We start from the raw sequence: 11,151 nt of genomic DNA, 5'->3' as shown, positions 1-11,151 counted from the left end.
TCCGTCACATCAAAACGCGCCACACGCGAGTTCTACCAGCCCAGGCCCGCACACCATCGAGCCTCACGAAGATCCGAACTCCGTACAGCTCCTAGTAGCCCGGCGGCTCCTGCTGCGGGCCGCGGTCGACCGGACCGCGGCCCGACAGGACCTCGCCGTACGCCTGCATGAGGTCGGCGAGCCGGAGGGTGGCGAGGTCCTCCCGACTCAGGGTCCCCGGGTATCCGGAGAGCCGCAGGTCCCGGTAGGCGCAGGACTTCTCGTACAGGGTGCGGAGGAAGCGGCCGTTGCCGAGCTCGTCGATCCAGCCCTGCTCGACCACGTGCCCGCTGATCGAGCGGAGCTCGTCGAGTGCCTCCTCGTCCCAGCCGTCCCCGTTCGCCGCCGCGAGGACCTCGCCGATGGCGGTGAGTTCCAGCGGGCGGTACGAGGGGAAGTCGACCCGGGTGGTGAACCGTGAGGACAGGCCGGGATTGGTGCTGAGCAGCCGGTCCATGCCCTCGGGGTAGCCGGCCAGGATGACCACGAGGTGGTCGCGGTTGTCCTCGGCCCGCTTCAGGAGCACCTGGAGGGCCTCGTCCCCGTAGGCGTCGCCCTTGCTGTAGCCGGTGTTGGAGAGCGCGTACGCCTCGTCCACGAACAGCACCCCGCCGACCGCCGAGTCGATCAGCTCGTTGGCCTTGACCGCGGTCTGGCCGAGGAACTCGCCCACCATGTCGGCCCGTTGGGCCTCGATGAGGTGGTCGCCGCCGAGCAGCCCGAGGGCGTAGAAGACCCGCCCGAGGATCCGGGCGACCGTGGTCTTCCCGGTGCCCGAAGGGCCGGAGAAGACGAAGTGGCGCTTGGGCGGCTGGACCGGAAGGCCCTGCCCGGCCCGCAGCCGCGCCATCTCCAGCTGCGCCGACAGGGCCTTGACCTGGCGCTTGACCGGTTCGAGCCCGACCATGCCCTCCAGTTCGGCGAGGGCCTCCGCGAGGAGCACCGGATCGGTGGGCCCGGCGGGGAAGCGCGGCGGCACCGGCTGGCCGGGCAGCGGGGCCTTCTGCCGTACGGTCTCCGGCGGCGCGACGGGGGCGGCCGGCGGCACCGGTTCGGGCGCGAGCCGCAGCCCGTCGCCGAGTCCGCCGGGGTCGGGTTCGGCACCGGGGACGGTGTCCACCGCGTCCTGGCCGAGGGTGCCGAGCGCGACCGCCGCGAGCCCGGCCGGGTCGTCGACCCCGTCGTAGCCCTCGAACCCGTCGTACTCGGCGATCGCCGCGAGGCGCGCCGCGGTGTCCATGAACGCCGGGTCGATCCGGTGCACGGCCCGGTAGAGGGGCAGGGCGGCGGCGCTGCGCCCGGTGCCCTCGTGGGCGCGGGCGAGCCAGTAGCGCAGCTCCTTGCGCTGTGGCTGCTCGCTGCGGCACCGCATCAGCGAGGCCGAGAGGAGCGGCTCGGCCTGGCTGTACATCTCCAGGCGCACCCGGGCCATGCCGCCGAACAGTCCGGCCTCGATGCCGAGCAGCGGGTCGTCGACGAGGGTCTCGGTGTGCCGGACGAGCTGGTCCCAGTCCTTGACGAGATAGGCGCGGCAGGCGTGCAGGAAGCGCACCTGGGGGTCGGTGTCGACCGGGGGGAGGCCCGCGAGGGCCCGGTCGAGCTCCGGTACGTGGCGGCCGTCGAGCCAGTGGGAGGCGTGCGCGAGCAGCAGGTCGCGCGGGCTCTCCAGGACCGGCTGCACCCACCAGCCCAGCCAGTACCAGGAGTTCAGGGTGCGCCGGTACCGGGTCCGCTGCTCGCCGAAGCGCTCGCGGTTGCGGTACATGCGCAGCAGCGCCGTCGTGGTGTCGACCCGGAGCGCGTGCAGCCCGAGCCAGGCGTCCGCCATCCCGGGATCGATCCGTACCGCCGTCCGGAACTCGTCCTCCGCCTGCGGATACGCGCCCATCGTGTAGGCGTCGACTCCGCGCAGCCAGGCGAGCTCGGCGGGGGTCTGCGACCCCTGCGTGCCGATGTCCATCGGGTCCCCCACAACCGTCATCGCATGGACGGGATTTGACCGCACCTGGGGGCATCGTACCTGCGCAGGGGGTGTGCGCTTAAGGAGAAGCGCATGATCCGGAAGTGGTGACCCTGGGTGAGCATCAGGGGTGGGCGAGGCCGTGGAGAAGGCTCGCGGAAGGCTCGGGAAGGGCTTCCGAGGGCAGAACGAAGCCCCCGATCACGGGGGAACAACCGGGGGCTTCGTGTCCGCGGCGGCTCCGAAAAGCCGCACATTCAGAACGTAAGACCTGTACGCCCCGTCGGTCAAGCGAAGTTGAGGTACTTGCGGAAGCGGACTTCCACCCCCTCAGTTCACGGACAAGAGGCCGTCACTGTGCGTGATTATCTGGTCCGTGCCCGCTGTCACGGTCGGCCCGGGAAACCAGTCGTACCCCTCCTGACACTCCCGTACCAGGGTGTCGGCGAAGGGCCTGGAGGGGTCCTCGGCGAAATGGCGAGTCTCCGCCACGATCCACCCGTCCCAGAAGGAGGCCTGCTCCGGCCCGTCCCGCCGGCGGCCGCGCGCCCAGGAGTCCTCGGCGCCGCGCTCCATCCACAGCAGCCACGCCAGGAACGGCCGCACCACCCGCCGGCCGGCGCCGACGCCCTCGACGAGGACCACGGGCGCCGGAGCCAGTTCCCGGGCCTCGCCGAAGCGCCGCAGCCGCCAGTCGTACGCGCGGTAGGAGGCGGTCTCGCCACGCGAGAGCGGCTCCAGGACCTGCTCCCGGAGCCGGCCGGTCCACTCGAAGAGCTCCTCGTGCGTGGCGAGGTCGTCGAGACGGAGGACGGGCGCATCGCCGAGGGCGGCGGAGAGGCGGGCCGCGAGGGTGGACTTGCCGGAGCCCGCGTGCCCGTCGACCGCGATCAGCCGGACCGGTCCGCAGGAGGGCGGCAGCCGGAGCAGCGCGTGCGCCGCGCGGTCGAGGTCGTTCATGGCCCCAGGGTAGGGGAGTGGGGGACCGTCGCAGGTCAGCGAGGTACCGCCGTCAGTGGTGGAGACCAATATTGGTACGGCGACGCGAGGCGAAGTGCTGGCGGAGGCCCCGTGGGAGCCGGGATAGTGGGCCCGCGCAGCCCTGCCCGTCCACCGGTGCGGAGGTCCGTACGCCCGCACCAAGGCTCTCCCGTACGCCCGCACCTCGGCTCTCCCGTACGCCCACCGTTCTCGTCGACTGGGGGTCACCGCCCATGACCAGCTCCACCCCGCGCAGAACCGTCCTCGCCGCGGCGCTCGCGGCCGCAGCGGGAACGGCCGCCGCAGGCCCGGCCACCGCCGCCGGCCCCGACTGCGCCGCTTCCGACTGCCCGGCCGACGGCGCCGGGCGAGGCCACGCCCCGGCCGCCGGACTGGTCGACAACCGTTTCTGGTCCTCCTACACGGACTGGAGGTGCGGCACGACGGCGGGTACGAAGGCGAACGCCGGCCTCAGGCCGAGCCTGACCCTCGCCACCCCCGCCGGTCGCGTCGACTACACCGACCCGCACACCGGCCGCACCGCGGCCTGGGAGTACGCCACCTGGACCTCGCCCGTCCACACCTCGGCCGTACCGGCCACCGAGGTCATCGCCTCCTGGAACGCCGCCACCCCGCCCGGCACCTGGCTCCAGGTCGAACTGTCCGGCACGTACTCCGACGCCACCGCCACCCCCTGGTACGTGATGGGCCGCTGGGCCGCCGGCGACGGCGACATCCGGCGCACCTCGGTCGACGACCAGACCGACGGCAAGAGCACCGTCTGGACCGACACCTTCGCGATCGACGACGCGACGAGCGGCCTGCGCCTGAGCGCGTACCGTCTCCGCCTGACCCTCTACCGCACCCCGGGAAGCGCCCTGACCCCGACCGTCTGGCGGCTCGGCGCGATGGCCTCGGACATCCCGGACCGCTTCACGGTCCCGGCCTCCGAGCCGGGCCTCGACCACGAACTGCTGGTCCCGCGCTACTCCCAGAACACCCACGTCGGCCAGTACCCCGAGTACGACAACGGCGGCGAGGCCTGGTGCAGCCCGACCTCTTCCCAGATGATCGTCGAGTACTGGGGCCGCCGCCCCTCGGCCGAGCAGCTCGCCTGGGTGAACCCGTCCTTCGCCGACCCCCAGGTCTGCCACGCGGCCCGCTACACCTACGACCACCAGTACCAGGGCTGCGGCAACTGGCCCTTCAACGCCGCCTACGCGGCGACCTACCCCGACATGAACGCCGCGGTCACCCGCCTGCGCTCGCTCACGGAACTCGAATCGCTGATCCGGGCCGGCATCCCGGCCATAACGTCCCAGTCCTTCCGCAAGGAGGAACTGACCGGCGCCGGCTACGGCACCTCGGGACACCTGATGACGGTCATCGGCTTCACGGCGACCGGCGACATCATCGCCAACGACCCCGCCTCACCCACCAACGAGGCCGTCCGCCGCGTCTACCGCCGCCAGGAGTGGGAGAACATCTGGCTGCGGACCAAGCGGTACGACGCGAACGGCAAGGTCAGAAGCGGTACGGGCGGTGTCTGCTACATCTTCTGGCCGGCCAGACCCACACCGAACCAGCAGCACGCGCTGCAGGCGCTCGGCCTGGGTTGACGAAGCTGCCGGGGACGGGGTGATCCGGAGGGGGCCGGCGTCGGTACCGTGGGGGTATGTCCACTACTCCGGTTCGTGTTCGTTTCGCCCCGTCCCCGACCGGCATGTTCCATGTCGGTGGTGCGCGGTCCGCTCTCTACAACTGGGCCGTGGCACGACAGTCCGGCGGCACCTTCGTGCTGCGGATCGAGGACACCGACACGGCGCGGAACAAGCCGGAGTGGATCGACGGGATCCTCAACGCGCTTTCCGCGATCGGTATTCATGACGAGGACCCGGCTTTCGAGGGGACGTACTTCCAGTCGCACAACGCCGACCGGCACCGCGAGGCGGCTCTGGAGCTCTTCGCGGCCGGGCGTGCGTACTACTGCGACTGCACCCGGGAGCAGCTGAGGGAGCGCACCGGGTCGGACCACCTCGGGTACGACGGGTTCTGCCGGGAGCGGGGGCTCGCCTTCGAGGAGGGCCGGGCGCTGCGGTTCCGGACGCCGGACGAGGGCGAGACCGTCGTGGTCGACCTCATTCGCGGGGAGCCGGCGTTCCCGAACAGCGCGATCGAGGACTTCGTGATCGCCCGTGGTGACGGGTCCCCGGTCTTCCTGATCGCGAATGTGGTCGATGATCTGGACGAGGGCATCACGCAGGTCATCCGCGGTGAGGAGCACCTGTCGAACACGCCGAAGCAGCAGCTGCTGTGGGAGGCGCTCGGTGCCGAGCCGCCCGTGTGGGCGCACCTGCCGGTGATCGTGAACGAGAAGCGGCAGAAGCTGTCCAAGCGCCGCGACAAGGTCGCGCTGGAGGACTACCTCGCCGAGGGCTTCTTGCCCGAGGCGATGGTGAACTACCTCATGCTCCTGGGGTGGGGCCCCGGCGACGACCGGGAGATCATGCCGCACGAGGAGCTGGAGCAGCTCTTCCGGATCGAGGACGTCAACACCGCGCCCGCCTTCTTCGACGTGAAGAAGCTGACGGCGTTCAACGGCGACTACATCCGTGCGCTCTCGCCGGAGCAGTTCGCCAACGCCTGCGCGCCGTGGCTCGTCGCCCCGTACGCGCCGTGGAGCCCGGACGCGTTCGACAAGGACGTCTTCGAGGCGGTGGCGCCACTGGCCCAGACCCGGCTGGCCCTGCTGTCGGAGATCACCGGCTACGTGGACTTCCTGTTCCTCGACGAGCCGCTACGGGACGAGGCGTCGTGGAACAAGGCGATGAAGGCCGGCGCCGGCGACGTCCTGTCCGACGCCCGTGCCGAGCTGGCCGCCGTCGCGGACTGGAAGGCGGACGACCTGAAGGCCGTCCTGCTCGCCGTCGGCGAGAAGCACGGCCTCAAGCTCGGCAAGGCCCAGGCGCCGATCCGCGTCGCGGTGACCGGCCGGACGATCGGGCTCCCGCTGTTCGAGTCCATGGAGCTGCTCGGCCGTGACCGCGTACTGGCCCGTCTCGATGCCGCGGCCGGGTTGTTGTCCGTCGATGAGGAATCCCTGTAGGTCGAACGGTGCCTCTGCCCTCGGCCGTGATCGTCGGTCCTGACGGTCGAGGGAGGAGTCGGTACCGATCCGGCGTCGACGTGGTCTCCGGCACACCTCGGGGCCGCTGCCTCTGCCTCCCCGACCGCCCCTTGCCCGTCCGGGGCAAGGCCCCGGGCGGCCCCGGGATCGGCCGACGCGGCGCTGCGGCCCGCCGGACGTGACCGACGTCTCTACCCCCGGGCCACCCCCGTGGCGCAAGGTGGTCGCCATGACCTCCACCACCCATTCCCGCCTCCTCACCCGCGTACGGACGGGCGGCCCCCGTGACGACGGTCCCAAGGTCCTGGAGCACGTCCTCGGCTGGACCCTGGTCGTCCTGCTCGCCGTCCTCGTCACCCGGGCCGGCCTCATGTGACGTGGCGCCGATGAACCGGCAACCGTGTGGATCCGCCGCGGTCGGGTGATCCTCCGGTACGGAACGGGCATACTCCCCCCGATCGCCGCGCCCCGCGCCCGGCAGGGAGGAGCGTCCGGCCATGGTCGACAGCACCACGGACGGCGTGGAACGCCGGCTGCCCACCGACGAGGCCCGGGAACTGCTCTCCCTGGTGCGGGACATCGCCCGGCGGGAGATCGCCCCGCGCGCCGCCGAGGAGGAGGCCGCCGGCCACTTCCCCCGCGAGCTGTTCGCGCTGCTCTCCCGCTCCGGGCTGCTCGGACTGCCGTACGACCCCGAGTACGGCGGCGGCGGTCAGCCGTACGAGGTCTACCTCCAGGTCCTGGAGGAGCTCGCCGCCGCCCGGCTCACCGTCGGGCTCGGGGTGAGCGTCCACAGCCTGTCCTGCCACGCGCTCGCGGGCTACGGCACCGAGGAGCAGCGTGCCGCGCACCTGCCCGCCATGCTGGGCGGCGGGCTCCTCGGCGCGTACTGCCTCTCCGAACCCTCCGCCGGATCGGACGCGGCGGCCCTGCGGACCCGCGCCGTCCGGGAGGGCGACGAGTGGGTGGTCGACGGCACCAAAGCCTGGATCACGCATGGTGGGATCGCGGACTTCTGCACCGTCATGGCCCGTACCGGCGGACCCGGCGCGCGCGGCATCACCGCCTTCCTGGTGCCGGGGGACGCGCAGGGGCTGAGCGCCGCCCCTCCCGAGCGGAAGATGGGCATGAAGGGCTCCCCGACCGCACAGCTCCACTTCGACGGGGTGCGCGTCGGCGACGACCGCCGCCTCGGTCGTGAGGGGCAGGGCTTCGCGATCGCGCTCGACGCCCTGGACTCGGGGCGGCTCGGCATCGCCGCCTGTGCCGTGGGCCTCGCCCAGGCGGCCCTCGACGAGGCCGTGGCGTACGCGAGGGAGCGCCGCCAGTTCGGCCGGCCGATCGCCGACTTCCAGGGGCTCCGCTTCCTGCTCGCCGACATGGCGACCCGGATCGAGGCGGGCCGGGCGCTCTACCTGGAGGCGGCGCGGCTCCGGGACGAGGGGCGGGCCTTCGGTCGGTCCGCGGCCATGGCGAAGCTCTTCTGCACGGACGCCGCCATGCAGGTCACGACGGACGCGGTACAGGTGCTCGGCGGCTACGGCTACACGGCGGACTTCCCCGTGGAGCGGTATCTGCGCGAGGCGAAGATGCTCCAGATCGTCGAGGGGACCAATCAGATCCAGCGCGTGGTCATCGCCCGTCACCTGGTCGGACCAGAGTCCCGCTGACGCGTACCGTGCGGTCCGCCCACACCGGTCCGGCGGCCAGCCGGGTCCACTCCTGGTCCCGGTGGCCGGGCAGCGTGCGGCCCTGGCTGGCCCAGAGGGAGAGCACGTCCCGGTAGATGGGCGGGTCGGCGGGGGCGGGGGGCTTCACCTGCGCCTGCGCCTGCGCCTGAGCCGGCCCGTGCAGCTGAGCCTGCCCATACGCCCGTGTCTGTGCCTGAACCTGCCCATGCACCTGTGCCTGTCCCTGCGCCGGTACGGGGACGGGGACCGGGACCGGTACGGGAGCCGGCACCGGAGCCGGGGTCGGCGCGGCGGCCGGTGCAGGGGTCGCCGCCGGGAGTGCCTGCGACTGCGGAACCGATTCTTCACCGCGCGGTTCGGCTTGCCGGTGCCGACCGTAACCGCTGGGAGTGGTGTACAGCGTGGTCATGCCGGGACCAACGCGTCCCGGCGGCCGGGGACACCGCCGAGCGGATTCGAGCGACAGTTCGCCCGGTACCCGGTGCACGGCTCTGGCCCCCCGGGCAATACCTGACGTACCGTCAGATCCCACTCGCCGCTCAGGAGGTCAGCCGTGGACGACGACCGGCCCGTCGCGCTCGACGAATACCCCGTGCACCAGGCACCGCTCTCGATGAAGCACCACGTCAGCGGTGACCGGAACGCCTACGACCGGTGCATCTTCCACGTCTTCGACCACAGCGGTCGGGTCCTGCTCATCGCCGGACTCGGCGTCTATCCCAACACCGGGGTCGTCGACGCCTATGCCACCCTGCGCACCGGCGACCGGCTGCACGCCGTCCGCGCCTCCGACGCCCTCGGCGACGACCGGATGCACCTCTCCGTCGGGCCGCTGACCATCACCGTCGACGAACCCCTCAAGCGCCTCGGCCTGCACTGCGCGGCCGACCCCGACGACCCCGACGGGCTCTCCTTCGACCTCACCTGGACCGGCGACTTCCCCGCCGTCTGGGAGCCCCACCACACCCAGCGGCACGGAGGCAGGCTCACCCTCGAAGGCCGCCGCTTCGTCCAGGCCGGGCACTGCGCGGGCACCATCAGGGCCGGCGGTGAGGAGTTCGACGTCACCGCGGGGGAGTGGACCGGCACCCGCGACCGCAGCTGGGGAGTCCGCCCCCTGCCCGGCGAGGAACCCGGCCGTGCCGCCGAGTTCCGCCCCGAGGGCTTCCACTGGCTCTGGATCCCGATGCGCTTCGAGGACCGCTTCCTCATGGTCATCGCCCAGGAGGACGCCGACGGCTACCGCACCCTCAACGAGGCCCTCCTCGTACGGAACGGCCACCGCGACACCCAACTCGGCTGGCCCCGCACCGAGATCACGTACCGGCCCGGCACCCGCCACCCCGAGCGGGCCACGGTCCACCTCACGGACCCGGCCGGAAAACCCCTGGAGATCGGCGTCGAGATCCTCGCCTCCTCACCGCTCGCGGTCGGCGCCGGCTACCCGCCCGCCACCGACTGGCAGCACGGGACCTGGCAGGGCCGCGGCTGGACCGACCGCCGCGTCTACGACCTCTCCGACCCCGCGGCCCACCCCATGGCCGCCTACGGCGTCACCGACCACGCCGCCCGCTTCACCCTCGACGGCCGCACCGGCCACGGCATCTTCGAGCACGGCTCCTTCGGCCGCCACGACCCCAGCGGCTTCGCCGACCACACCTCGACAGCCAACTGAGGAGGCCGATGTGGCCACCGCGCCCCGCCCCCGCACCACCACCCGCGACCCCGAGGAGCTCGGCCGGCGGCTCACCGCCTGGCTGGACCGGCACCTGCCCGGAGCCCGGGTCACCGGCCTCGCCGTGCCCGGCTCGAACGGCATGTCCAGCGAGACCCTGCTCTTCGACGTCGACCACCCGGACGCACCCGTACGGGGCTGCGCCCTGCGGCTGGCCGCCGACCCCGCCGCGTACACCGTCTTCCCCGTCTACGACATGGCGCGCCAGCACCGGGTCATGCGGCTCGTCGGCGAGCACACCGACGTCCCGGTGCCGCGCGTGCTCTGGCTGGAGGAGGACCCCGAACCGCTCGGCGCCCCCTTCTTCGTGATGGCCCGCGCCGAGGGCCGCGTCCCGCCGGACGTCATGCCCTACACGTACGAGGGGAACTGGCTGCACGCCGCCACCGACGCCGAACGCGACCTCCTGGAGACCGAGTCCGTCTCCGTACTGGCCAGGCTGCACGACCAGTTCCCCGCGAAGGAGGCCGAATTCCTGCTGCCCGAGGGCACCGGGAGCCCGCTGCGCCGGCACGTCGACGCCCAACGCGCCTATTACGCCTGGGTGGTGGAGGGGATCGCGCCCTCGCCGCTCATCGAGTCGGCCTTCGCCTGGCTGGAGGAGCACTGGCCGGCCGACGAGGGCCCGGCCGTCCTCGGCTGGGGCGACGCGCGCATCGGGAACATCGTCTACGACGGATTCACGCCCGCCGCCGTCCTCGACTGGGAGATGGCCTCGTACGTCCCCCGCGAGGTCGACCTCGGCTGGACGGTCTATCTGCACCGCTTCTTCCAGGACCTGACCGTCGGCTTCGGCCAGCCCGGGCTCCCCGGCTTCCTGCGGCGCGACGCGGTCGAGCGGCGGTACGCGGAACTGACCGGGCACACCCCGCGCGACATGGAGTTCCACACGCTCTACGCGGCGCTGCGGCACGCGATCGTGATGCTCAGGATCGCGTACCGCCAGGCCCACTTCGGAGAGGTCGAGGTGCCCGGCGACCCGGACGCCCTGATCCTGCACCACGCCACGCTCGCGGCGATGGTGCAGGGAACCTACTGGTAGCCGGGGAAATCAGGCGGCGCGTCGCATCTGCGGCACCCGGATCGGACGCGAGCCCGGACCGCCGACGTGCGAGAAGGGCTGCGTGCGCCAGTCGAGCCCCTGGGGGAGCGTCAGGAGCAGTGCGGTGTCCTGCTCCTGGATGCCCAGGACGTCGTCGTCGGCGGGGCGGGCCTCGGAGGCCGAGAGGCCCGTGCCCTGGCAGACCGTCAGGACGAAGGGGTTCCACGGCGTCGGGCAGAGCGCGTGCTCCGGCAGCGCGTCCTCGTCCGCGAGCAGCGCGATGGGCTGCTCGCACTCCGGGCAGACCACCCGGAACATCTCAAAGGTGTCGTACGCGTCGAGCTCGTCGGACGTGTCGACCGATTCAACAGGCTCCTGCATTGGGATTCTCCCCCTCGGCTGGGTCGGCCGGATCTGTGCGGCCTCGACCACAGCAAGCACTTCCCATGCGGAACTCCGCATAACCGTGAGGCGGCACCCCGGGCCCGGCGCAAACCTGTGGCGTTCGTCACATGCTTGTCGCAGGTGCCCCGTGACCGCCCATAGCGCCCTATAAGCGCCGCCCCTGACTGTGCC

9 protein-coding genes are annotated in these 11,151 nt (G+C 72.1%); 6 read left to right on the top strand and 3 right to left on the bottom strand.

Features of this window, described 5'->3' with window-relative positions; all coding sequences use genetic code 11:
- Nucleotides 1-91: 91 nt before the first annotated feature.
- Together ACFYX3_RS38865 and ACFYX3_RS38860 are read right to left on the bottom strand one after the other, a co-directional pair.
- Nucleotides 92-1,999 (bottom strand): AAA family ATPase, encoded by a 1,908-nt coding sequence (locus ACFYX3_RS38865; RefSeq protein ID WP_389024379.1) that lies wholly within the window; start codon nucleotides 1,997-1,999, stop codon nucleotides 92-94.
- 330 nt (nucleotides 2,000-2,329) lie between these two features.
- Nucleotides 2,330-2,959 (bottom strand): uridine kinase, encoded by a 630-nt coding sequence (locus ACFYX3_RS38860; RefSeq protein WP_389024370.1) that lies wholly within the window; start codon nucleotides 2,957-2,959, stop codon nucleotides 2,330-2,332.
- Nucleotides 2,960-3,213: 254 nt separating this feature from the next.
- Between ACFYX3_RS38860 and ACFYX3_RS38855 the strand changes: the two genes are divergently transcribed.
- The 6 genes from ACFYX3_RS38855 to ACFYX3_RS38830 all read left to right on the top strand — a co-directional run bounded on the left by ACFYX3_RS38855 (nucleotide 3,214) and on the right by ACFYX3_RS38830 (nucleotide 10,575).
- Nucleotides 3,214-4,599 carry a peptidase C39 family protein gene (locus tag ACFYX3_RS38855; RefSeq protein WP_389024367.1) on the top strand — a complete coding sequence of 462 codons (1,386 nt, stop codon included), beginning with the start codon at nucleotides 3,214-3,216 and terminating at the stop codon, nucleotides 4,597-4,599.
- Between the two features lie 104 nt (nucleotides 4,600-4,703).
- On the top strand, nucleotides 4,704-6,086 hold the full coding sequence (gltX, locus tag ACFYX3_RS38850; protein WP_389024376.1) for a glutamate--tRNA ligase: 1,383 nt from the start codon (nucleotides 4,704-4,706) through the stop codon (nucleotides 6,084-6,086).
- 250 nt (nucleotides 6,087-6,336) lie between these two features.
- Nucleotides 6,337-6,483 carry an SCO1431 family membrane protein gene (locus tag ACFYX3_RS38845; RefSeq protein WP_116162063.1) on the top strand — a complete coding sequence of 49 codons (147 nt, stop codon included), beginning with the start codon at nucleotides 6,337-6,339 and terminating at the stop codon, nucleotides 6,481-6,483.
- A gap of 121 nt (nucleotides 6,484-6,604) precedes the next feature.
- The gene (locus ACFYX3_RS38840; RefSeq protein WP_389024363.1) at nucleotides 6,605-7,777 is read left to right on the top strand and encodes an acyl-CoA dehydrogenase family protein; all 1,173 of its coding nucleotides are present in this window, start codon (nucleotides 6,605-6,607) and stop codon (nucleotides 7,775-7,777) included.
- A gap of 634 nt (nucleotides 7,778-8,411) precedes the next feature.
- Entirely contained in the window at nucleotides 8,412-9,473 is a 1,062-nt protein-coding gene (locus ACFYX3_RS38835; protein WP_389024373.1) for a hypothetical protein, read from the top strand.
- 10 nt (nucleotides 9,474-9,483) lie between these two features.
- Nucleotides 9,484-10,575, top strand: a complete 1,092-nt coding sequence (locus ACFYX3_RS38830; RefSeq protein ID WP_389024360.1) for a phosphotransferase family protein — start codon at nucleotides 9,484-9,486, stop codon at nucleotides 10,573-10,575.
- Nucleotides 10,576-10,584: 9 nt separating this feature from the next.
- On the opposite strand, the gene ACFYX3_RS38825 is transcribed toward ACFYX3_RS38830, so the two are convergent.
- Nucleotides 10,585-10,956: a hypothetical protein gene (locus ACFYX3_RS38825; protein ID WP_389024357.1), complete on the bottom strand. Its 372-nt coding sequence runs from the start codon at nucleotides 10,954-10,956 to the stop codon at nucleotides 10,585-10,587.
- Nucleotides 10,957-11,151 lie beyond the last annotated feature (195 nt).

Source organism: Streptomyces sp. NPDC002463 (assembly GCF_042889835.1).
GTDB classification, from domain to species: domain Bacteria; phylum Actinomycetota; class Actinomycetes; order Streptomycetales; family Streptomycetaceae; genus Streptomyces; species Streptomyces nymphaeiformis.
Note: the sequence above shows the minus strand (reverse complement) of the source record. Positions and strands in the feature narration are given on the sequence as shown.

What these genes read in the sequence shown, in the direction of transcription:
- ACFYX3_RS38865 (WP_389024379.1), bottom strand. Translation starts at nt 1,999, where the DNA reads ATGGACATCGGCACGCAGGGGTCGCAGACCCCCGCCGAGCTCGCCTGG.
- ACFYX3_RS38860 (WP_389024370.1), bottom strand. Translation starts at nt 2,959, where the DNA reads ATGAACGACCTCGACCGCGCGGCGCACGCGCTGCTCCGGCTGCCGCCC.
- ACFYX3_RS38855 (WP_389024367.1), top strand. Translation starts at nt 3,214, where the DNA reads ATGACCAGCTCCACCCCGCGCAGAACCGTCCTCGCCGCGGCGCTCGCG.
- gltX (WP_389024376.1), top strand. Translation starts at nt 4,704, where the DNA reads ATGTTCCATGTCGGTGGTGCGCGGTCCGCTCTCTACAACTGGGCCGTG.
- ACFYX3_RS38845 (WP_116162063.1), top strand. Translation starts at nt 6,337, where the DNA reads ATGACCTCCACCACCCATTCCCGCCTCCTCACCCGCGTACGGACGGGC.
- ACFYX3_RS38840 (WP_389024363.1), top strand. Translation starts at nt 6,605, where the DNA reads ATGGTCGACAGCACCACGGACGGCGTGGAACGCCGGCTGCCCACCGAC.
- ACFYX3_RS38835 (WP_389024373.1), top strand. Translation starts at nt 8,412, where the DNA reads ATGAAGCACCACGTCAGCGGTGACCGGAACGCCTACGACCGGTGCATC.
- ACFYX3_RS38825 (WP_389024357.1), bottom strand. Translation starts at nt 10,956, where the DNA reads ATGCAGGAGCCTGTTGAATCGGTCGACACGTCCGACGAGCTCGACGCG.